Origin of the sequence: Streptomyces sp. NPDC005492 (assembly GCF_040605995.1) — a bacterium.
Classification (GTDB): Bacteria; Actinomycetota; Actinomycetes; order Streptomycetales; family Streptomycetaceae; genus Streptomyces.
This window is the reverse complement of sequence record NZ_JBEXDX010000005.1, coordinates 247,804-268,388: the sequence shown is the minus strand read 5'-3', so window position 1 is coordinate 268,388 and position 20,585 is coordinate 247,804. Positions and strand designations below refer to the sequence as shown.

The 20,585-nt window shown below is 70.5% G+C and carries 20 protein-coding genes; 13 read left to right on the top strand and 7 right to left on the bottom strand.

Translation table 11 applies throughout. The annotated features are described in order from the left end of the window. Positions 1–225 precede the first annotated feature (225 nt). Genes efeO through ABZT04_RS10085 form a run of 4 tightly spaced genes read left to right on the top strand, consistent with a single transcriptional unit; the run spans position 226 to position 4,457 of the window. Positions 226–1,365 carry an iron uptake system protein EfeO gene (gene efeO, locus ABZT04_RS10100; RefSeq protein WP_356055009.1) on the top strand — a complete coding sequence of 380 codons (1,140 nt, stop codon included), beginning with the start codon at positions 226–228 and terminating at the stop codon, positions 1,363–1,365. A gap of 10 nt (positions 1,366–1,375) precedes the next feature. After that, positions 1,376–2,629 (top strand): iron uptake transporter deferrochelatase/peroxidase subunit, encoded by a 1,254-nt coding sequence (efeB, locus tag ABZT04_RS10095; protein WP_356055007.1) that lies wholly within the window; start codon positions 1,376–1,378, stop codon positions 2,627–2,629. A gap of 3 nt (positions 2,630–2,632) precedes the next feature. Beyond that, positions 2,633–3,505: an iron uptake transporter permease EfeU gene (gene efeU / locus ABZT04_RS10090; protein WP_356055005.1), complete on the top strand. Its 873-nt coding sequence runs from the start codon at positions 2,633–2,635 to the stop codon at positions 3,503–3,505. Continuing rightward, positions 3,465–4,457 carry a hypothetical protein gene (locus ABZT04_RS10085; RefSeq protein ID WP_356055003.1) on the top strand — a complete coding sequence of 331 codons (993 nt, stop codon included), beginning with the start codon at positions 3,465–3,467 and terminating at the stop codon, positions 4,455–4,457. The genes efeU and ABZT04_RS10085 overlap by 41 nt, the downstream gene beginning before the upstream one ends. A gap of 4 nt (positions 4,458–4,461) precedes the next feature. Here ABZT04_RS10085 and ABZT04_RS10080 read toward each other — a convergent pair whose 3' ends face one another. From ABZT04_RS10080 to ABZT04_RS10065, 4 genes are all read right to left on the bottom strand, one after another. Continuing rightward, a complete protein-coding gene (locus ABZT04_RS10080; RefSeq protein WP_356055001.1) occupies positions 4,462–5,196 on the bottom strand; it encodes a bifunctional DNA primase/polymerase in 735 nt (244 codons plus the stop codon). A 125-nt stretch (positions 5,197–5,321) separates the two neighbouring features. After that, positions 5,322–6,308, bottom strand: coding sequence for a small ribosomal subunit Rsm22 family protein (locus tag ABZT04_RS10075; RefSeq protein WP_356054999.1), 987 nt, complete (start codon positions 6,306–6,308; stop codon positions 5,322–5,324). Positions 6,309–6,419: 111 nt separating this feature from the next. Beyond that, entirely contained in the window at positions 6,420–7,607 is a 1,188-nt protein-coding gene (locus tag ABZT04_RS10070; protein ID WP_356054997.1) for a serine hydrolase domain-containing protein, read from the bottom strand. Then, a complete protein-coding gene (locus ABZT04_RS10065) occupies positions 7,547–8,842 on the bottom strand; it encodes a multidrug effflux MFS transporter (protein WP_356054995.1) in 1,296 nt (431 codons plus the stop codon). The genes ABZT04_RS10070 and ABZT04_RS10065 overlap by 61 nt, the downstream gene beginning before the upstream one ends. 105 nt (positions 8,843–8,947) lie before the next feature. Here ABZT04_RS10065 and ABZT04_RS10060 point away from each other — a divergent pair, with 105 nt between their 5' ends. Beyond that, the gene (locus ABZT04_RS10060; protein ID WP_356054993.1) at positions 8,948–9,946 is read left to right on the top strand and encodes a Gfo/Idh/MocA family oxidoreductase; all 999 of its coding nucleotides are present in this window, start codon (positions 8,948–8,950) and stop codon (positions 9,944–9,946) included. A gap of 17 nt (positions 9,947–9,963) precedes the next feature. Further along, positions 9,964–10,722, top strand: coding sequence for an SDR family oxidoreductase (locus tag ABZT04_RS10055; protein ID WP_356054991.1), 759 nt, complete (start codon positions 9,964–9,966; stop codon positions 10,720–10,722). A 219-nt stretch (positions 10,723–10,941) separates the two neighbouring features. Here the strand turns inward: ABZT04_RS10055 and ABZT04_RS10050 are convergent, their stop codons facing one another. Then, the gene (locus ABZT04_RS10050) at positions 10,942–12,120 is read right to left on the bottom strand and encodes a D-alanyl-D-alanine carboxypeptidase (RefSeq protein WP_356054989.1); all 1,179 of its coding nucleotides are present in this window, start codon (positions 12,118–12,120) and stop codon (positions 10,942–10,944) included. Between the two features lie 274 nt (positions 12,121–12,394). Between ABZT04_RS10050 and ABZT04_RS10045 the strand changes: the two genes are divergently transcribed. Continuing rightward, positions 12,395–13,876 (top strand): FtsX-like permease family protein, encoded by a 1,482-nt coding sequence (locus ABZT04_RS10045; RefSeq protein WP_356054987.1) that lies wholly within the window; start codon positions 12,395–12,397, stop codon positions 13,874–13,876. A gap of 92 nt (positions 13,877–13,968) precedes the next feature. Further along, entirely contained in the window at positions 13,969–14,676 is a 708-nt protein-coding gene (locus ABZT04_RS10040; protein ID WP_356054985.1) for an ABC transporter ATP-binding protein, read from the top strand. Positions 14,677–14,818: 142 nt separating this feature from the next. Here the strand turns inward: ABZT04_RS10040 and ABZT04_RS10035 are convergent, their stop codons facing one another. Both ABZT04_RS10035 and ABZT04_RS10030 read right to left on the bottom strand, forming a co-directional pair. Beyond that, positions 14,819–15,811 carry an aldo/keto reductase gene (locus ABZT04_RS10035; RefSeq protein ID WP_356054983.1) on the bottom strand — a complete coding sequence of 331 codons (993 nt, stop codon included), beginning with the start codon at positions 15,809–15,811 and terminating at the stop codon, positions 14,819–14,821. Positions 15,812–15,867: 56 nt separating this feature from the next. After that, positions 15,868–16,194, bottom strand: coding sequence for a nuclear transport factor 2 family protein (locus ABZT04_RS10030; protein WP_355909318.1), 327 nt, complete (start codon positions 16,192–16,194; stop codon positions 15,868–15,870). 133 nt (positions 16,195–16,327) lie between these two features. On the opposite strand from ABZT04_RS10030, the gene ABZT04_RS10025 reads away from it, so the two are divergent. From ABZT04_RS10025 to ABZT04_RS10005, 5 genes are all read left to right on the top strand, one after another. Then, entirely contained in the window at positions 16,328–16,897 is a 570-nt protein-coding gene (locus tag ABZT04_RS10025) for a DoxX family membrane protein (protein ID WP_356054981.1), read from the top strand. Between the two features lie 62 nt (positions 16,898–16,959). Next, positions 16,960–17,352, top strand: a complete 393-nt coding sequence (locus ABZT04_RS10020; RefSeq protein WP_356054979.1) for a MazG-like family protein — start codon at positions 16,960–16,962, stop codon at positions 17,350–17,352. A 109-nt stretch (positions 17,353–17,461) separates the two neighbouring features. After that, positions 17,462–18,814 carry a hypothetical protein gene (locus ABZT04_RS10015; RefSeq protein WP_356055166.1) on the top strand — a complete coding sequence of 451 codons (1,353 nt, stop codon included), beginning with the start codon at positions 17,462–17,464 and terminating at the stop codon, positions 18,812–18,814. Positions 18,815–18,880: 66 nt separating this feature from the next. Further along, entirely contained in the window at positions 18,881–19,810 is a 930-nt protein-coding gene (locus ABZT04_RS10010) for an NAD(P)-dependent oxidoreductase (protein WP_356055165.1), read from the top strand. A gap of 165 nt (positions 19,811–19,975) precedes the next feature. After that, positions 19,976–20,572, top strand: a complete 597-nt coding sequence (locus ABZT04_RS10005) for a DUF4232 domain-containing protein (RefSeq protein WP_356054977.1) — start codon at positions 19,976–19,978, stop codon at positions 20,570–20,572. Positions 20,573–20,585 lie beyond the last annotated feature (13 nt).

Below are 20,585 nucleotides of genomic sequence, written 5' to 3'. Positions count from 1 at the left end.
GGCGGCCCGGTCGTCCCAGATGGCCGGGGGAGGCGGCCACCGCGAGCCCCCGACCGCACTTGAACTTTCCTTGACCATCTCTTGGCAACCGTTTTTCGCCGCCGAGATCAAGCCGTGTCTGTGATTTTTCTATGGGCAGTGAATACCGGACCGCGCGGGCATGACTGAGGTAAGCCTCGGGTAAGTTAGGGCAGCCTCACCAACATTCTCCCGCTTGGAGCCTGCATGCGTGCCGTCCGACTTCCCGTCGTCACCGCTGTCGCCGCCGCGGCCGCCCTGACCGCCGTCACGGCGTGCACCGCGAAGAGCGACGCCAAGGACGGTGACGCGATCCAGGTGACCGCGGCCGACTCCAAGTGCACGACCTCGGCCACGTCGATACCGGCCGGCCAGGTCACGCTGAAGATCGAGAACACCGGGTCGAAGGCGACCGAGGTCGAGATCCTCTTCCCGGACGACCGGATCGTCTCCGAGAAGGAGAACATCGGGCCGGGCACCAAGTACACGCTGACCGCCGAGGTGAAGGCCGGATCGTACGAGATCGCCTGCCGTCCCGGTATGAAGGGTCTCGGCGTACGGCAGAAGCTCACCGTCACCGGCTCCGGCACGACCGCCAAGCGCAACCCGACGCTCGACAAGGCCGTCGCCGCCTACCGCGAGTACGCGCAGGAGCAGGCCGACGCGACGATCCCGAAGGTGGAGACGTTCGTCAACGCCATCAAGGCCGGCGACCTCACCGCCGCCAAGAACGCCTACGCCCCCTCCCGCGTCGGCTGGGAGCGCACCGAGCCGATCGCCGAGTCGTTCGGGGACATCGACCCCAAGACCGACACCCGCGCCGACGGCCTGGAAGCGGGACAGAAGTGGACCGGCTGGCACCGGTTGGAGAAGTCCCTGTGGGCGGACAAGAAGATCACGGCGACCGACAAGTCCCTCGCCGACGAGCTGCTCACCGACCTGAAGGACTGGCAGAAGCGGGTCGGCAAGGCCGAGATCACCCCGACCTCCATGGCCAACGGCGCCAAGGAACTCCTCGACGAGGTCGCCACCGGCAAGGTCACCGGTGAGGAGGACCGCTACTCGCACACCGACCTGAGCGACTTCAAGGCCAACGTCGAGGGCGCGCAGAAGGCGTACGAGCTGCTGAAGTCGGTCGCTCAGAAGAACGACGCGGCGCTGACCACCGAACTGGACAAGCAGTTCACCGCGTTGAACACGCTGCTCGACAAGTACCGCTCGAAGTCGACCTCGGACGGCTTCGTGTCGTACGACAAGGTCACCAAGGCGCAGCAGAAGGAGCTGTCGGACGCGGTCAACGCGCTCGCGGAGCCGCTGTCCAAGCTCGCCGCGGCCGTCGTCAAGTAAGGGGCGGGACATGGCTGAGAAAACCGATCCGTCGCGTCGCGCCCTCATCGGCTGGGGCGGTGCCGGGCTCGCGCTCGGGGCCGTCGCGGCCGGTGGCGCGGTGGCGATGACCGACGCGGGCGACGATGTCGACCCGGCCGCCGCCGACACCGGTGCCGCGGTCGCCTTCCACGGCGCGAACCAGGCGGGCATCGCCACCCCGGTGCAGGACCGGCTGCATTTCGCCGCGTTCGACGTGAAGACCGACGACCGTGCCGAGTTCGTGCAGTTGCTGAAGGACTGGACGGCCGCCGCCCGGCGGATGACCGGCGGGCACGCGGTCGGCGAGGGTGCCTACGGCGGGCTCGCCGAGGCGCCGCCGGACGACACCGGGGAGGCGCTGGGGCTGAAACCGTCGCGGCTGACCCTCACCATCGGCTTCGGGCCGTCGTTCTTCGACAGGTTCGATCTGAAGGACCGCCGTCCCGACGCCCTCGTCGACCTTCCCCGGTTCCCCGGCGAGAACTTCGACAAGTCCCGTACGGGCGGCGATCTTTGTGTGCAGGCCTGCGCGGACGATCCGCAGGTCGCCGTGCACGCGATCCGCAACCTGGCGCGGATCGGCTTCGGCAAGGTCGCCATCCGCTGGTCCCAACTCGGCTTCGGGAAGACCTCGTCCACGACTCCCGGTGCCCAAACCCCCCGCAATCTCATGGGGTTCAAGGACGGCACCCGCAACATCGCCGGCACCGAGACGGACCGGCTGAAGAAGTTCGTGTGGGTCGGCGAAGGGGACGGGACCAGCAAGTCGGCCTGGATGACCGGGGGTTCGTATCTCGTCGCCCGGCGTATCCGGATGAACATCGAGACCTGGGACCGGACCTCGCTCCAGGAGCAGGAGGACGTCTTCGGCCGGGACAAGGGCGAGGGCGCGCCGGTCGGCAAGGCGAAGGAGCACGACCCGCCGTTCCTGAAGGCGATGAAGCCCGACGCGCATGTGCGGCTCGCGCACCCCGACTCCAACGCCGGGGTCACGATCCTGCGCCGGGGTTATTCGTTCACCGACGGCACCGACGGGCTCGGCCGGCTCGACGCGGGTCTGTTCTTCCTGGCCTACCAGCGTGACGTACGCAAGGGATTCATCCCGCTGCAGCGGAAGCTCTCGGCGTCCGACGCGCTCAACGAGTACATCCAGCACGTGGGTTCGGCGGTCTTCGCCGTCCCGCCGGGCGTCCGTGACAAGGACGACTGGTGGGGCAGCACGCTGTTCTCCAAGGAGGCGTAACGCGTGTTCTCCAACTATCTGATCGGTCTGCGCGAGGGGCTGGAGGCCAGCCTCGTCGTCTGCATCCTGATCGCCTATCTGGTCAAGACGGACCGGCGGGACGCCCTGAAGCCGATCTGGATCGGCATCGGCGTCGCGGTGCTCATCGCGATGGGCTTCGGCTGCGCGCTCGAATTCGGCTCCCAGGAGCTGACGTTCGAGGCTCAGGAGGCGCTCGGCGGCTCGCTGTCGATCGTCGCGGTCGGGCTGGTGACGTGGATGGTGTTCTGGATGCGGCGCACCGCCCGGCATCTGAAGACCGAACTGCACGGCAAGCTGGACGCGGCCCTCGCGATGGGCACGGGCGCGCTGGTCGCCACCGCGTTCCTCGCCGTCGGCCGCGAGGGCCTGGAGACCGCCCTGTTCGTGTGGGCGTCGGTGCACGCGGCGAGTGACGGCACCCCGCGTCCGCTGGTCGGCGTGGCACTGGGCCTGGCCACCGCGGTGTTCCTGGGCTGGCTGTTCTACCGGGGCGCCCTGAAGATCAACCTCGCCAAGTTCTTCACCTGGACCGGCGCGATGCTGGTCGTCGTCGCGGCCGGTGTGCTCGCCTACGGCTTCCACGATCTTCAAGAGGCGGACTGGGTCCCGGGGTTGATGAACCTGGCGTTCGACATCAGCGGCACCATCCCGCCGGACAGTTGGTACGGCACCCTGCTGAAGGGCGTCTTCAACTTCCAGCCGGACCCGACGGTCCTGCAGATCACGGTGTGGCTGCTGTACCTGATCCCGACGCTCGCCCTGTTCTTCGCCCCGGTAGGGTTCGCCTCCGGGAAGGGGAAGGTGAAGACACCTGATGAGCAGGGATCGCGGCCCTCGAAGGCTCCGCAGGCTTGACCGGCGCGTACTGATAGCAGCCTCGGTGACCGCTTTGTCGCTGACGGCGAGCGGTTGTGTGGTGGTGCACGGCGAGCGCGAGGTGCTCCCCGCGACCACCCGCGCCGAGGCCGCCAAGGCGCTCCAGCAGTTCACTACCGCGTACAACGCGGCGGACAAGGCGTACGACAGCTCCCTAGACGCCGCTCATGTCACCGGCGCGCTCGGTGACATCGATGCGGCGCGGCTGAAGGCGGGGCACGCCAACTCCCCGTCCGGGAACCCGAGTCACTCCCCGCTGGAGCTGACGGACGCGAAGTTCACCATCCCGAAGAAGGCCGGCTGGCCGCGCTGGTTCGTCGCCGACACCGCCGCCAACAAGGGCGGGGGCGCCCGCTGGATCCTAGTGTTCACCCGCGACGACCTGGCCGAGCCCTGGCAGGTGGCGTATCTGACGCTGCTCGCGCCCGACGCCGTACCGAAGTTCAAGACCGACAAGGACGGCTGGGCCGAGGCCGTGCCCGCGAACTCGGCCGAACTGGCCGTCGCCCCGGGCAAGTTGAGCCAGACCTATGTGACGTATCTGAAGAACGGCGGGACGGACTTCGCGGACGGCGCGCACACCAGCTCGTGGCGTGCGGACCGGGCGAAGAGCGCCTCCAAGCCCGGCCTGGCCACCCAGTATCTCGACGAACCGCTGACGAGCGGCGACTACGCCCCCCTCGCGCTGCGCACCGCGGACGGCGGGGCGCTGGTGTTCTTCACCACGCGCTACTTCCAGAAGGAGACCGCGGCGGCGGGCACGTCGGTGCCGGCCCAGAGCAAGGACGTACAGGCACTGACGACGGGCGAGGTCCAGCAGTCCCTCACCCTCCAACTGGTCTCCAACGAAGTGGCGTTGGACCCGAAGCGGGGCGGCAAGGTGTCGGTGCTGGGGCGGATCGAGGGGCTTACGTCCGCGCAGGGAGGCTAGGCCGCTAGCGGCCGAGGGGCCAGGACGCGTTGGAGTGGTCGGGCTGCTGGCCGGCGTACCGGGCGCAGGCGTCCGTGAGGGTTTCGAGCAGGGTCAGCGGGTCGGGCAGGGGATGCTCGGGGCCGCGTACCCAGTGCACCGACTGGTTGTCGCCGGGCAGCCGGGCGGGGGGTACGAGGACGTAGGACCCGCGGCAGTGCCAGCGCAGCCCGGGGTGCTCGTCCATCGTCTCGGGGTGGCAGTCCAGCTCGCACGGCCACCACTCGTCCTCGTCCTCGGGGGTGCCGCGGGTGAGGGTGAAGAAGAGGAGCCGGCCGTCGTCGCTCTCGGCGACGGGGCCGATCTCGACACCGGCGGCGAGCAGCCGCTCCAGGGCCTCGCGGCCCGCTTCGAGGGGTACGTCCAGGACGTCGTTGACCATGCCGGTCGCGGTGATGAAGTTGGCCTGCGGCTGATGGCGGGCCCAGCGCTCGATCTGCGCCCGGTCGGTGGTGGACTGCGTCTGCCAGGCGAACGACACGGGGTGCCGGGCCGGGGTGGGGCAGCCCACCCGGTCGCACGAACACCGGTAGCCCGGGGCCGGGTGCGCGGCGGGCGCGAGCGGCAGTCCCGCTCCGGCGGCGGCGAGCAGCAGCGCCTCACGCCCGCTGCCGTCGGGGGCCTCCTGCGGGCGGCGTCCACGCAGCCACGAGGAGAGTTTGCCCTGCCGACCGCTCCGGCCACCGAACGTCGCGCTCATCTATCTCCTCGCCCCGCTGTTGTCACCTTGCTGCTCTTGTCCCGCTGTTCCCGCCCGGTTGTTGTGCGGAGAACTACCCCTATGGTCCCACCATCCCGCATCCCGGGAGGCAGGACCCCATATCGTCACGATTTGTCCGGCCAGGCGTCTCCCCAGTCCGTGTCCCGGGCCGCCTTGTAGAGATCGCCGTGACGCTTGGTGACCGTCGTACGGCGGAGCTGCTCGTCTCTCTCGCAGAGGTCGAGGAGCACCTGTCCCTTACGGATCTGGGGACGTCGTACGACCCGGGCGGGGGCCGGAGTCACGGGGAAGCGGGCGGCGGCCACATAGCTGAACTTCTCGTCCTCGTACGGCAGGGAGCCGCCCTTGACCCGGCGGTGCAGGGAGGAGCGGCTGACCCGGGCCGAGAAGTGGCACCAGTCCTCGCCGGGGACGATCGGGCAGGCCGCGCTGTGCGGGCAGGGGGCGGCGATGTGGAAGCCGGCGGCGATCAGGCGGTCGCGGGCCTCGATGACGCGGGCGTAGCCGTCGGGGGTGCCGGCCTCCACGATCACCACGGCCTGGGCGGCACTCGCGGCGGCGTCGACGAGGGCGGTCCGGTCGGGGGCGGTGAGTTCGTTGAGGACGTAGGAGACGGTGATGAGGTCGGTGGGGTCGAGGGTGAGCGCCGAACCGATCCTCGCGCGTTGCCAACTGGCGTTTCGCAGGGCCGGGTTGGCGGTCGCGAGCTCCTTGCCGAGGGTGAGGGCGGGTTCGGCCCAGTCGAGGACCGTCACCGGGCGGTCGCCGGGCCAGGTGGCGGTGACGGCCCAGGTCGCCGCGCCGGTGCCGCCGCCGATGTCGAGGTGGCCCTGCGGCGTCCAGTCGGGTACGGCGTCGGCGAACTCCTCCAGCGCGGAGTGGACGGCCTCGAAGGTGGCCGGCATCCGGTAGGCGGCGTAGGCGATGACGTCCGCGCGGTCCCTGAGGATGGGGGCGTGGGTCGGGGTGGCGCCCCGGTAGCTGCCGATCAGGCGTTCCACGGCTCCGGTGGCCTGCCTGGGCGGGAGGCCGTCGAGGAGCTTGGCGAGAGCGGTGCGGAGGGTTTCGGCCGGGGGTACGGGGTCGTTCACCCGCCGATTCTAAGTGGGCCGGGAACTACGTTGGCGTCCCTGGGGGCTCCGCCCCCAGACCCCCGGACCTATGCCCACCCACCACCCGACTCGGGCATCGAAGAGTGGACGTCAAAAACCCCGTACCGCCCGCGCCAACCTCGTCCCCGCCGCCGCCCGAGGCCCACTGTCCGCCCCGCGTCGCCGCGGATGCACCGTGTTCGCCAGCAGGACCAGGAACGTGTCCGTCGCCGGGTCCAACACCAACGACGTTCCCGTGAACCCGGTATGGCCCACCGCGCCCCGCCCCGCCAACTCCCCCATGAACCACGCCTGATCGACCCCGAAGCCCAGCCCCGGCGGGGTCAGCAGGAGTTCCACGTAGTCGGCGCCGAGGATCCGGGCGGGGCCGTAGGAGCCGCCTGCCAGGAGGGTGCGGGAGAAGACGGCGAGGTCGCGGGCGGTGGAGAACAGGCCCGCGTGGCCGGCCACCCCGCCGAGCGCCCAGGCGTTCTCGTCGTGGACGACGCCCCGCAGCATGCCCCGGTCGGCCTTGGCCCAGGGTCTGCGCTGGTCCTCGGTGGCGGCCGCGCCGGGGCACGGGCCGAAGTCGGTGGAGGTCATGCCCAGGGGGCGGGTGATCCCGTCGTGGATCAGGACGTCGAGGGTGCGTCCGCTGATGCGTTCCAGGACGTACTGGAGGAGGAGCAGGTTGAGGTCCGAGTAGAGGTAGGTGCCGGGCTCCTCCACCGGGGCCTCCGTTCGCAGCATCGACAGGCGTTCGATGTCGTCGGCACAGTCGTACAGCGGGAGTTCGGGGCGCAGGCCCGAGGTGTGGGTGAGGAGTTGGCGGACGGTGATGCCGTGCCGGGCGGCGGCGCGGAAGTCCGGCAGATAGGCGCCGACGCGGGCGTCGATGCCGAGGGTGCCCCGCTCGATCTGCTGCATGGCGGCGACCGAAGTGAAGAGTTTGGTGAGGGAGGCCAGGTCGAAGGGGGTGTCGACGGTGGCCGGGACACGGGAGGCGGGCGGCAGTTCGACGCCGGTGTCGGTCTCGGGGTCGTAGGCGGAGTAGCGAACGGCCCAGCCCGCCGCCTCCTCCACGGCGATCACCGGGCCGCGGCCGGCGACCACGACGGTGCCCGCCGCCCAGGGCCGGTCGCCGGTGGTGAGGTCGTGGACCTCCCGGACCAGGTGACCGAGTTCCTCGGGGTCGAGGCCGGCCCGCTCCGGGGTGTCGATGCGCAGTCTCGGGGCGCTCAGCTCCCCACTCCCTCCACAGTCGTACGCGTGTTCCAAGAACCGTTCCAAGGACGGCACATTCCCATGAAGCAGGCCGCCGCCACCAGTGCGGCCACCAGTTGGACGACGGCCATCGGAACGGCGGTGTGCTCGCCGGCGATGCCGACGAGCGGGGAGGCTGTCGCGCCGATGAGGAAGGAGGAGGTGCCGAGCAGCGCGGAGGCGGAGCCCGCGGAGTGCCGGGTGCGCAGGAGGGCGAGGGTCTGGGCGTTGGGGAGGGTCACGCCCATCGCGGACATCAGGACGAAGAGCGCGGTGGCCACGGGGGCCAGGCCCACCTCGCCGAAGGCGCCTGTGGCCATGAGTAGCAGGGCCGTCGCCGCTACGACCACCACCGCCAGGCCCGCGCCCAGGACCTTGTCCATGGAGACCCTGCCGACCAGCAGCTTTCCGTTGATCTGGCCCACCACGACCAGCCCGACCGAGTTGACGCCGAACAGCAGGCTGAAGGTCTGCGGGGAGGCGCCGTAGATCTCCTGGACGACGAAGGGAGAGGCCGAGATGTAGGCGAAGAGGGCGGCGAAGGCGAAGCCGCCGGTGAGCATGTAGCCGGTGAAGGGAAGGTCCGCGAGGAGGGTGCGCATGGCGCGCAGGGCCTCGGTGGTGCCGCCCGCGTGGCGGTCGGCGGGGGCGAGGGTTTCGGGGAGGCGGGTCCAGACGAGGGCGGTGAGGACGATGCCCACGCCGGTGAGGACCACGAACACGCCCCGCCAGTCCGTCACCCGGAGGATCTGGCCGCCGACGAGCGGCGCGACGACCGGGGCGACCCCGGAGACCAGCATGAGGGTGGAGAAGAAGCGGGCCATGGCGACGCCGTCGTACAGGTCGCGTACGACGGCCCGGGCGATCACTATCCCGGCCGCGCCCGCGAGTCCCTGCACCAGCCGGAAGGCGATCAGCGACTCCACGTTCGGCGCGAGCGCGCACAGGGCGGTCGCCAGGATGTAGACGACGAGGCCGGTCAGCAGGGGGCGTCTGCGGCCCCACTTGTCGCTCATCGGGCCGACCACCAACTGCCCCAGCGCCATGCCGGCGAGGCAGGCGGTGAGCGTGAGCTGGACGGTCGCGGCTGGGGCGTGCAGGGAGCGGGTGACCTCCGGGAGCGAGGGGAGGTACATGTCCATCGACAGCGGGGGCGTCGCGGTGAGGCCGCCGAGGACGAGAACGGTCAGGAGACCGGCGCGGCGGGCCGCCCTGGGCGACGGTACGACGGACCCCGGCGTGCTCGGCGCCTGCGCCTCCTGCTCGGGCATGTGCCCCTCCCTCTCCGAAGTCTCCGGACTCTCCGGGTGATCCGCCACCTATGCTCTCAGCTCGTACAGGGTGCCGATGGTCTGGTGAGCGAGGGTGGGGCCGCAATGACGGAAGAGAGCGTGCGCTGGGGAATCCTGGCGACCGGCGGGATCGCGGCGGCGTTCACGGCGGCGCTGGTGGATCTGCCGGACGCCGATGTGGTCGCGGTCGCCTCGCGGGCGGAGGCGTCGGCGAAGGCGTTCGCGGAGCGGTTCGGGATCGAACGGGCCTACGGCGACTGGGACGCGCTGGCGCACGACGAGGACATCGATGTCGTCTACGTCGCCACCCCGCACTCGGCGCACCGCGCGGCGGCCGGTCTCTGTCTGGAGGCCGGAAGGAACGTGCTGGTCGAGAAGGCCTTCACCCTGAACTACCGCGAGGCCGTGGAGCTGGTCGCGCTGGCGGGCGAGCGCGGTGGCTTCCTGATGGAGGCCATGTGGATGTACTGCAATCCGCTGATCCGGCGCCTCAAGGACCTCGTCGACGACGGCGCGATCGGTGAAGTCCGCACCGTCCAGGCCGACTTCGGGCTGGCGGGCCCCTTCCCGCCGTCGCACCGGCTGCGCGACCCGGCGCAGGGCGGCGGCGCGTTGCTGGACCTCGGGGTGTACCCGGTGTCGTTCGCGCACCTGCTGCTCGGTGAGCCCGCCGACATCAAGGCGTCGGCGGTGCTCTCCCCCGAGGGCGCCGATCTCCAGACCGCGGCCCTGTTCTCCTGGGAGAGCGGCGCGCTGGCCGCGCTGCACTGCTCGATCGCCGGGGGTACGGGGACGTCGGCGTCGGTGACCGGTTCGCTGGGCCGGATCGACATACCGGACGGCTTCTTCCACCCCGAGCGGTTCGTGCTGCACCGGGACGGCCGCGACCCTGAGGAGTTCGTCCTCGCCCCGGCCGACGGGCCCCGCAACACCCTGCGGCACGAGGCGGCCGAGGTGATGCGGGCGCTGCGGGCCGGTGAGACCGAGTCGCCGCTGGTGCCGCTTGCGGGCACGCTCGCGGTGATGCGGACGCTGGACGCGGTGCGGGAGCGGATCGGGGTGCGGTACCCGCACGAGGGCTGACTCGTAGGCTGCGGCCCATGAACACAGAGGAATCGAAGATCGCCGTGGTGACCGGCGCGGGCTCCGGCATCGGCAGGGCGGTCGCCGTGGAACTGCTGCGCGGGAGCTGGTCGGTGGCGCTGGCCGGCCGCCGCACCGGGACGCTGGAGGAGACGGCAGCGCTGCTGCCCGGGGGCGCCTCACTCGTCGTCGGGACGGATGTGGCGCGGCCGGAGGACGTGGCCGCGCTGTTCGCGGCGACGGTGGAGCGGTTCGGCCGGGTGGATCTGCTGTTCAACAACGCGGGGACCTTCGGGCCCGGTGGGGTGCCGGTCGAGGAGTTGCCCTACGACGCGTGGCGGCATGTGGTGGACACCAACCTCAACGGGGCGTTCCTCTGCGCGCAGGCGGCGTACCGGCAGATGAAGGAGCAGAGGCCGCAGGGCGGGCGGATCATCAACAACGGGTCGATCTCCGCGCACACGCCCCGGCCGCACTCGGTGGCCTACACGGCGACCAAGCACGCGCTGACGGGACTCACCAAGTCGCTGTCGCTGGACGGGCGGCCGTACTCGATCGCGGTCGGGCAGATCGACATCGGGAACGCGGCGACGGACATGACGCGGCGGATGGAGACCGGGGCGTTGCAGGCCAACGGGGTGGTAGCCCCGGAACCGGTGATGGATGTCGCGGATGTGGCGCGCACGGTGCGGCACATGGCGGAGCTGCCGCTCGGGGCAAACGTGCAGTTCGCGACGGTGTTGGCGACCGCGATGCCGTACGTGGGGCGCGGGTAAGTCGATTTGCACAAGCGGAATTTGACCGTCCACACCATTGCGCCCGCTTACTGACTTATGCTCAACTCTTCTCCACCAAAGCTTCACAGTTGGAGCACTGAGCTTCCGCAGACCAATCCCGAGGGGGGAGGCGGCAGCCGTTCCACTGCCCGGGTGGGGGTGGACCTCGCATGGGACCGCGAGGTTTCGCACCGGGCGGTGGAACGGCTGTCGCACAGCTCAACTCCCCTGTTTCTCCCCGCTGTCGGCCACCGCGGCCCGCCGCCTGCGCAGCGCGAACGCGCCGCCCGCGAGCACCGCGACCGTCCCCGCCGCGCCTTCCAGCAGCCGCCATGACGAGGACCCGCCCGACCCCGAGGCCGCCCTACCCGTGGCTCCCGGCGCTCCCTTGGCACCCGCCCCCGACGGCGTCGGACTCGCGCTCGCCCCGCCCTCGCTCAGCGGATCGACCAGCACGCCCACGGCCGGCGCCGAACTCCCCCTGCCGAAACCCCAGTCGAGCAGCGCGGCGGCCTCCTTGTAGACCTCGTTGCCGCCGTTGGCCGGGTGCATCACGGTGACCAGAAGAGTGCGGCCGTCGCGGGTGGCGGCGCCGGTGAAGGTGTTGCCGGCGTGGCTGGTGTAGCCGTTCTTCACACCGATCATGCCCCGGTACGTGCCCAGCCCGTACGCGCCGGTGAGCAGGCGGTCGGTGTTCTGGATCTGGAAGGTCTTCTTGCCGCCGGCCGGGAAGTTCGCGATGCGGGTGGAACAGTAGGAGCTGAAGTCGTCGTCGTGCAGCCCGTGCCGGGCGAAGAGGGTGAGGTCGTACGCCGACGAGACCTGCCCGGGGTGGTCGAAGCCGTCCGGGCTCACCACACGGGTGTCCAGGGCCTGGAGGTCCTCCGCCTTGGCCTGCATCTCGGCGACCGTCTTCGCGATCCCGCCGTTCATGTGGGCCAGCACATGCACGGCATCGTTGCCGGAGCGCAGGAAGACGCCCTGCCACAGCTGGTGGACGGTGTAGAGGATTCCGGGCTTGACGCCGACGAGGCTGGAGCCCGACGGGACGTCTGCCAGGTCCGCGTCGGTCGCCCGGTAGGTCCGGGTCGGCTCGAACTTCCCCAGCACGGTGTCGGCGAACAGCATCTTCAGCGTGGACGCGGGCGCGAGGCGCTGATGCGCGCGGTACGAGGCGAGCACCTCGCCCGTCCGGTGGTCGGCGATGAGCCAGGAACGGGCGGTGAGCTTCTTGGGCAGTCCGGCGGCACTGCCCACCTGGATCCCGTCGCGGGCCAGACGCTCACCGCCTATCGCCGTGGCCGTGGCCGCGGACGCGGGCGTGGCCGCCGCCACGGGCAGGACTGCGGCGGTCAGGCCGAGAGCGGCACGCCGGGTGAGCCGAGAGGAATCGCGCATCCCGGGACCGTACAAAATCGGGCCGGGACGATGCACGGCGGGGTCCGTGACCGGCCGCCGAAAAGGTGACCTGGAACCCATTTCAGCAGGCCATTGAACAGGGGTTTCCTGGCAGGAAGCCCTCCACAGCTTAGGAATGAGCTGTCTGACGAAATTCTGATTCCGGACGTTTTTTTCTCAGCTCCGACACATCCTTTACTCAGGTCGACTCAAAGGTTCCTCCATAGCTTGTGGCCGCGCCCACAGCGGGCGCCAAGAACCTTTGGGGAATGGGATGTTTGGCATCTATCTCAAGCGCGAGCTCGGCCGGCGCAAGAAAGCGGCCCTGGTCATCGCGATGGGTCTGGCGCTCGGTATCGCGCTGGTCATCACCGTCAACTCGGTGACGGCCGGCATGAATCAGGCTCAGGACAAGGTCCTCAAGTCTCTCTACGGTCTCGGCACCGACATGACCGTGACCAAGGCGCAGTCGGCCCCCAAGGCCGGCAGCTCGCAGGGTCCCAGCTTCAAGTTCGGCGCCACATCGAGCAGCAGCAGCTCGCAGAGCTCGGACCGGGTGAACACGCAGGGCGGTCAGGCCCTCGCGTCCTCCCTGGTCACCAAGGTCGCCTCCCAGAAGGGCGTGTCCAGCGCGGTCGGCGCGCTCACCCTGAACGTCACCAAGGTCGACGGCTCCTTCACGCAGGGCAAGGCGAAGTCCTCCACCACCTCCGGTTCCACCGGTTCCTCCGGTTCCGGGCAGCAGGGCGGCCCCGGCGGCGGCTCCACCGGCTCCACCGGCGCGCCCCAGGTCCAGGGCGGCGGCGCCAACTTCAACGTCAACTCGTACTCGGTCGCCGGCATCGACGTCACCAACCAGGCGCTCGGCCCGCTGTCCACGTCGAAGATCACCACCGGCAAGACGTTCACTACCGCGCAGACCAACGCGAAGGTCGCGGTCGTCAGCAAGTCGTACGCCAAGTCGAAGAAGTACAAGGTCGGTTCGACCTTCTCGATCTCCGGCACCAAGTTCACGGTCATCGGCATCGCGACGCCCAACAGCAGCGAGTCCACGATCGACGTGTACCTGCCGCTGAAGCAGGCGCAGACGCTGGGCGACTCGAAGAACAAGGTCACCACGATCTACGTCAAGGCGACCGACTCCAAGCAGATCTCGACCGTCAAGTCGACAATCCAGAAGAACATCTCGGGTACGACGGTCACCACCTCCGCCGACCTCGCCTCCACCGTCTCCGGCTCGCTGTCCACCGCCTCCAACCTGGCGACCAGCGTCGGCAAGTGGCTGTCCATCGCGGTCCTGATCGCCGCGTTCCTGGTCGCCGCACTGCTCACCTCGTCCGCGGTGTCGCGCCGGGTGCGTGAGTTCGGCACGTTGAAGGCGCTGGGCTGGCCGAGCCGCAAGGTGACCCGGCAGGTCGTCGGCGAGTCCATGGTCAACGGTCTGATCGGCGGCGCCCTCGGTATCGCCCTCGGCCTCGCGGCGGCCTACGCGGTCACCGCGATCAGCCCCAAGCTGACCGCGCAGCTCGGCTCCACGGGCGGCGGCCAGGGCGGCGGTCCCGGTGGCGGCCAGGGCGGACCCGGCCAGCAGGCCACGCAGAACACCCTGGAGATCGCGCTGAACGCGCCGGTCTCGCTGACCACCATCGCCCTCGCGGTGGGCCTGGCCGTCACCGGCGGTCTGATCGCCGGCGCGATGGGCGGTTGGCGCGCCTCCCGGATGCGTCCGGCGGACGCCCTGCGCAGCGTCTCCTAGTCGCTGCCCCTTGATCCGGGGCGCCGCCTCCACTCCCCCCGGGCGGCGGCGCCCCGTCCCTCTTCTTCACAGACGTATCCGACGGAGATCCCATGTACAAGCTCACCGGCGTCACCAAGCGCTACACGCGGGGCAAGGAGACGGTCGAGGCGCTGCGCGGCGTCGACCTCACGATCGAGGACGGCGACCAGCTCGTCATCCAGGGCCCCACCGGCGGCGGCAAGTCGACGCTGCTGCAGATGATCGGCGGTCTGGACCGCCCCTCCGAGGGCAGTGTCGAGCTGGACGGCGTCAACCTCGCCACCATCAGCGAGGCCAAGCTGACCCGGCTGCGGGCCGAGAAGATCGGCATCATCTTCCAGTCCTTCAACCTCATCCCGACGCTCACCGCGCAGGAGAACGTCGAGACGGCCCTGGTCCCGCTCGGCGTCAAGCCGGCGGAACGTCGCGAGCGCGCGGCCGAGGCCCTCACCTCGGTCGGCCTCGGAGACCGCCTCCGCCACGCCCCCTCCGAGCTCTCCGGCGGCCAGCAGCAGCGCGTCGCGATCGCCCGCGCGCTGGTCAAGAAGCCGAAGGTCCTCCTCGCCGACGAGCCCACCGGCAACCTCGACGAGGGCACCCGCGACGACATCATGGGCCTCCTCGAAGGCCTCTGGCACGAGTACGGCCTGACCTTCATCATGGTCACCCACGACTCGTCGATCGCCCGCCGAGCCCCCCGCCTGGCCACCATCAAGTCCGGCCAGATCACCCTCACCGAACAGAGCAGGGGCGGTCAGTTCGCACAGCAGGGCAACTAGGGGTACTGAACCCGTACCTGGATTCCAGGGGCCGCCCACCACCCGAGCAGCCGGTCGGCTTCGGCCGACTGGTGGGTGGGGGGCGGCTCTTCGGCATCCCACCCACGATCTCGTACGGCCCAGGGCAGCCGCCCCCTACCCCTTACCTCCCAAGCACCCCCTCCACCTCCGCCAACTGCCCAGCAGTAAGCGGCCCCTTCTCCATCGCGCCCGCGTTCTGTTCCGCCTGGGGGACCGAGCGGAAGCCCGGAATCGGGATGGTGCGGGGGCTGCGGGCCCACAGCCAGGCGAGGGCGCCCTGTGCCGGCGTACGGCCGTCTGAAGTGAGGATCTCGCGTAGGGCGTCCACTCGGGCGGCCCACTTCTCGTCGGCGCCGGCGTTCTGTTTGAAGCCCTGCATCCAGGACGGGGGTGTGTTGCGGATGTCGCCGGGCTCCAACACCCGGCCCGCGGCCTGCTTTCCGGTGAGGAGGCCCATCGCGAGGGGGCTGCGGTTGATGCTGGCCAGTCCCAGCTCCTCGCACAGGGCGAACATCTCGGGCGCGTCCTGCAACACGTTCGCCGCGTGCTGCACGGCCGCGCAGTGCTCCCCCTCGGCGAACACCGCGGCGCGGGCCGGGTCGTCGGTGCTCCAGGCGTAGGCGCGGATCAGCCCCTCCCGCACGAACTCCTCGCACTGGTCGCGGAGTTGGGCCGCACGCGACACGTCCGCGTCGGACAGGTGGAGTTGGTACAGGTCGATGTGGTCGGTGCCCAAGCGCGCCAGCGACGCCGTGAGCGCCCGGCGGGCGTACTCCGGGGAGTCGTCCGCGCCGGTGAGCGTGCGGGTCTCCTCGTCGAAGACGTTGCCCCACTTGGTGGCGAGGACGACATCGTCCCGGCGCTTGCCGAGCGCGCGGCCGAGGACGCGTTCGCTGTGCCCCGCGCCGTAGGTGTCGGCGGTGTCGAAGAAGGTCACCCCCAGGTCCAGGGCGCGCCGGACCGCCCGTACGGACTCCTCGTCGTCGACCTTGCCCCAGCCCAGCGGCTGCCCGCTCGCGTCCTGCCACTCACCGCCGATCGCCCAGCAGCCGAAGCCGAGAGCGCTCACGTCGATTCCGGTACGGCCGAGGGTCCTGTGTGTCTGCGTCTCCATGCCTGTGCACGCTAGGAGTTGGAGTGCGCTTCAGGTCAAGGTCCTGGACAGAACCTCTACGCCTGCCCCGTCTCGAAGCGCGCGATCCTGCCGTCCTCGCCCACCGTGAAACTCCACCGCGTCCGCATCTCGCCCCACGCGTCGTTGGAGTAGCGGGCGACCAGGGCCCGCCCGCCGTTCGACTCCCGGTCGACCTCCATGTGGCCGTGCGAGGAGAAGATCTCCCGGTCGATCCACTCGGCGAGGTCACGGTCCAAGCCGTCGTCCGCCATCGTCGCGCCGGGCGCGAGCAGCGCCAGGAAGGCATCGCGGTCATGGGCGTTGACGGCGCCGACGAAGGCCCGGACGGCCGGATCGCTGAGTTTGGACGTCTGAATCGTCATGCCGGTCAGACTCACACCGTTCCCAGGCACCCGCCACCCGAACGGCGGCCCGAACAGGCCCCGTGGGTGTCGACGGTGCGACGGTGGGGACTCGGAGGGGAACCTGTTCCTGCTGAGCGTTCCGGGAGTCACCGTGAGCTGTTACGACCGAAGTGATCTGGGCCTGCTGCTGCTCCGGCTGGGTACCGGCGGTGTGCTGGCCGCGCACGGCTCGCAGAAGCTGTTCGGCTGGTTCGGCGGCGGCGGGATCGAGGGCACCGGGGAGGCCATGGAGGCGATGGGCTACTCCCCCGGCCGGCAGAGCGCCGTGATGGCGGGCCTCGCGGAGGCGGGTGGCGGCACGCTCCTCGCGCTGGGCCTGGCGACTCCGGCGGCGGGTGCCGCGGCGGCCGGGGCGATGGTCGGCGCGAGCGCCGTACACGCGCCCAACGGCTTCTTCGCGCAGGGCGGCGGCTACGAGTACGCGGCCTCCCTGGCCCTGACCGCGGCCGGCCTCGCGATCACCGGGCCGGGCCGCTTCTCCCTGGACCAGGCGCTCGGCCACACGGTGAACCGGGGCTGGATGGTCCCGCTGGCGCTCGCGGCGACCGGGGCGGCGACGGCCGTGGTGGTCGGCCTGCGGAACAGGAGGGTGCGGGAGGCGTCGAAGGACGGGTGGGAGGACGGGCAGGAGACCCTGTTCGAGGAGTACGCGGACGAATAGACCGGACGGGCGGGGTGGGCGACTGGGGCAGGCGCGCGGGGCGGTGATGGCAGGCTGGGTCCATGAGTGATCAGAACGACCGGCCCGCCGACCTCTGGGCCGGCATCGACAGCCTCTGGACCTGGCTGGAGACGACCCAGCCCCTCGACGGCCGCGAGGGCATGCTGCTGCGCATGCTGAAGCTGTCCGAGGAGGTCGGCGAGGTCGCCGAGGCGGTGATCGGGGCGACCGGCCAGAACCCGCGCAAGGGCGTCACCCACACCTGGGACGATGTCCAGGGCGAACTGTGCGATGTCGTGATCACCGCGCTGGTGGCGCTGCGCACGCTGACCCCGGACACGCGGGAGGTCTTCACCGGCCATCTGGCGAAGGTCATGGAACGCTCCCTCGGGCCGTCCGCCGTTGTTCACTCCCAGGACCTGCCCGCGCCCCGCGGTGTTGGTGAGATCCACTGAGCCTTCTCGTCGACACCGAGCCGACGAAGGGGTCCCCGTGCAGGACTACGTTTCCTCCAACGGAACTTTCTCCAACGGAGTTTTCTCCAACGGACGCAGGGCGGTCGCCGTGGTGGGCACCTGCCTCGCCCTCGCCGCCCTGGGCCTGAACGGCCAGGCGCACGCGGCGAGTTACGGCACACCGACCATCTCCCTGTCGGCCAGCTACCTTTCGGGTGCGGTGGGCGCCGTCGGCGATCCGACCATCCAGGTGACGGTCGCTCAGAGCGGCGCGGACGCGAGCGCGTTGACGGTCGCGGCGAGCAAGAGCAGCAGGACGTCCGTGGCGCCGACGAGCGCGGTGACCGTCACCGGCACGGCCGGCACCCGCCAACTCGCCGTCACGGCGGCCGCGCAGGGCTACACCGACCTCACGGTGAAGGTCACCGGCCTGGGCGGCAAAACGGCCACCAAGACCCTCCACTACGCCGCCTCGGCAGCCGTCCAACAAGCCGGCGACACCCGCTACTTCACCGGCTCCAGCGACGCCTCCGCCGCCGTCGACGTGGGCGGCGGCTATGTCGTCGTGGCGGATGACGAGTCCAACGTCCTTCGCCTGTACGACCGTTCGGCGTCCGGCGCGCCGGTGAAGACCTGGGACTTCAGCGACGACATCGGCGTCGACAAGGAGATCGACATCGAGGGCGCGGCCCGTGTCGGCGACACGATCTACTGGACCGGTTCGCTCGGCAACAACAAGGACGGCGAGTACAAGGCGGCCCGCAACACGGTCTTCACCACCGAGGTGACCGGCACGGGCGCCAACACGGCGCTCTCCTACGGCAGTTCGTACGGCAGGCTGCGTGACAACCTGGTGGCCTGGGACAAGGCGAACGGGAACCGGTACGGCTTCGCGGCCGGCACCGCGGACGGTGAGATCCCCAAGGAGATAGACGGGTTCAACGTGGAGGGTCTGGAGTTCGCGCCGGGCTCGACGACCACGGCGTACCTCGGTTTCCGGGCTCCGCTCGCCCCCGCGGTGGCAGGCGGCAAAGCGCTCCTCGTCCCGGTCACCAACATCGACAAGGTGGTCGCGAACGGCACCGCCGCCACCTTCGGCACGCCGATCGAGCTGGACCTCGGCGGCCTCTCGGTGCGCGACATCCGCAAGAACGCGGCGAACCAGTATCTGATCGTCGCCGGTTCCTGGGCCGCCGACGACAACTCCGACCCGTACGCCCTCTACTCCTGGACCGGGAACGCCGCCGACCGGCCGGTCAAGCTGCGTGATCTGCCGACCACGGACCCGGGCGCCTGGGAGGCGGTCGTGGACGTACCGGACCTGACGGTCGCGGGCGCCCGCGCCCAACTGATCACCGACGACGGCGCGGCCGACCTGTACGGCGACGGCACCGAGGCGAAGGACCTCGCGTACCCGGAGTGGCAGAAGTCGCGGTCGACCTGGTTCACGGTCACCGGCTGACGGCGACGCGCGCCCGGCCGGTCGAGGGGCCGGGCGCGCACCACCTGGCACCCTGGTATCGACAACATCGTCGAGGACGAAAGCCGAGTCATGACCACCGAGAAGCTCACCGTAAGCGTCCTGGGCACCGGAATCATGGGGGCCGCGATGGCCCGCAACCTCGCCCGTGCCGGATTCACCGTCCACGCCTGGAACCGCACCCGCGCCAAGGCCGAACCCCTGACCGCCGACGGCGCGCACGTCACCGACACGGTGGCGGAGGCCGTCCGCGACGCGGACGTGGTCCTCACGATGCTCTACGACGGCGACACCGTGCTGGAGGTGATGCGCGAGGCCGCCCCCGTGCTGCGTCCCGGCGCCGCGTGGGTCCAGTCGACGACCTCGGCCCTCGAATCGGTGGCCGAACTGGCCGCGTTCGCCCAGCGCCACGACCTCGTCTTCTACGACGCCCCCGTGCTCGGCACCCGCCAGCCCGCGGAGGCCGGCCAACTGACCGTCCTGGCGGCGGGCCCGGCGACCGGCCGCGACACGGTGACCCCGGTCTTCGACGCGGTCGGCGCCCGCACGATGTGGGTGGGCGAGGACGGCGCGGCGGCCACCGCGACCCGCCTGAAGCTGGTGGCCAACAGTTGGGTCCTGGCCGTGACGAACGCGGCGGGCGAGGCCCTGGCCCTCTCCAAGGCCCTGGACGTCGACCCCCAGAACTTCCTCGACCTCATCGCCGGCGGCCCCCTCGACATGGGCTACCTGCACGCCAAGGCCGCCGCCATCCTCGAAGACCGGCTGACTCCGGCCAGCTTCGCGGTCACCACCGCCGAGAAGGACGCCCGCCTGATCGTCCAGGCCGGCGCGGCCAACGGAGTCCGCCTCGACGTGGCAGCGGCAGGCGCGGAACGCTTCGCGCGTGCGGCGGCACAGGGGCATGGGGACGAGGACATGGCGGCGGCGTACTTCGCGAGCTTCGAGGCGGGTACGGAGGGCAAGCCGACCGGCTGACGGTCCAACGTGCGGGTGAGGGGCGGGGGTTGGCGGCCTCGGTCCCGATCTCGTCACAGTAAAGACACAGCGAACGCACAGGAGAAACCTCACATACGGCCTGCTCTGTCTCCCCCGTCGAAATGCCGGCACGTCCGGTCGCACGAACGGAACTCGGGGGACGTCATGCAGAAGAGCAGCATCCGTAGGGGCGCGGCGGCGTTGGTCGCGTTGTCGGCGGCGGTGTTGGTGGTGACGGGGTGTCATCCGGGAAATACAGACACCGGCGCCGACTCCAGCACCGGGTCTCCCGTTTCCTCGCAGCCCACCGGTACGGCAGTGAAGACCTGCGCCGCGGGCTCCCTGAAGGCGCGTGCCTACCAAGCCGCCGATCGTCCGCAGGGGACCGGGACCGGGGCGGCGGTCGTGCGGTTCACGAACACGACCAGCAAGGCGTGTGTTCTGCGGGGGCACCCCACCGTCGCCGGCGCGGCGAACGGTTCCCCGGAGTTGAACGTGCCCCTGGAGGTCACCCCCATCGGCTCCGCCTCCCCCGTGCGGCTCGCCCCCGGCGGCCAGGCCTGGCTGAAGCTGACCTTCGTGCAGGTGCAGGGCGAGGGGGACGGCTACTGCGAGTCCGGTTCGGCGCCGGTCCTCTATCCGACGATGGTGATCGGGCTGCCCGGCGCCGGAGCGCACCAAGTCGCGCTGGACGACGGGGAGTTCGCGGAGTGCGACGGGACCTTGACCGCGACGGCCGTGACGGCGACGAGGCCTTCCTGACCGTAGAACCGCC

Excerpts from the sequence above, each read along its gene's own strand:
- efeB (WP_356055007.1), top strand. The coding sequence starts at position 1,376 with ATGGCTGAGAAAACCGATCCGTCGCGTCGCGCCCTCATCGGCTGGGGC.
- ABZT04_RS10005 (WP_356054977.1), top strand. The coding sequence starts at position 19,976 with ATGCAGAAGAGCAGCATCCGTAGGGGCGCGGCGGCGTTGGTCGCGTTG.
- ABZT04_RS10035 (WP_356054983.1), bottom strand. The coding sequence starts at position 15,811 with ATGGAGACGCAGACACACAGGACCCTCGGCCGTACCGGAATCGACGTG.
- ABZT04_RS10055 (WP_356054991.1), top strand. The coding sequence starts at position 9,964 with ATGAACACAGAGGAATCGAAGATCGCCGTGGTGACCGGCGCGGGCTCC.
- ABZT04_RS10050 (WP_356054989.1), bottom strand. The coding sequence starts at position 12,120 with ATGCGCGATTCCTCTCGGCTCACCCGGCGTGCCGCTCTCGGCCTGACC.
- ABZT04_RS10065 (WP_356054995.1), bottom strand. The coding sequence starts at position 8,842 with ATGCCCGAGCAGGAGGCGCAGGCGCCGAGCACGCCGGGGTCCGTCGTA.
- ABZT04_RS10085 (WP_356055003.1), top strand. The coding sequence starts at position 3,465 with ATGAGCAGGGATCGCGGCCCTCGAAGGCTCCGCAGGCTTGACCGGCGC.
- efeO (WP_356055009.1), top strand. The coding sequence starts at position 226 with ATGCGTGCCGTCCGACTTCCCGTCGTCACCGCTGTCGCCGCCGCGGCC.
- ABZT04_RS10040 (WP_356054985.1), top strand. The coding sequence starts at position 13,969 with ATGTACAAGCTCACCGGCGTCACCAAGCGCTACACGCGGGGCAAGGAG.
- ABZT04_RS10020 (WP_356054979.1), top strand. The coding sequence starts at position 16,960 with ATGAGTGATCAGAACGACCGGCCCGCCGACCTCTGGGCCGGCATCGAC.
- ABZT04_RS10030 (WP_355909318.1), bottom strand. The coding sequence starts at position 16,194 with ATGACGATTCAGACGTCCAAACTCAGCGATCCGGCCGTCCGGGCCTTC.
- ABZT04_RS10060 (WP_356054993.1), top strand. The coding sequence starts at position 8,948 with ATGACGGAAGAGAGCGTGCGCTGGGGAATCCTGGCGACCGGCGGGATC.
- ABZT04_RS10080 (WP_356055001.1), bottom strand. The coding sequence starts at position 5,196 with ATGAGCGCGACGTTCGGTGGCCGGAGCGGTCGGCAGGGCAAACTCTCC.
- ABZT04_RS10045 (WP_356054987.1), top strand. The coding sequence starts at position 12,395 with ATGTTTGGCATCTATCTCAAGCGCGAGCTCGGCCGGCGCAAGAAAGCG.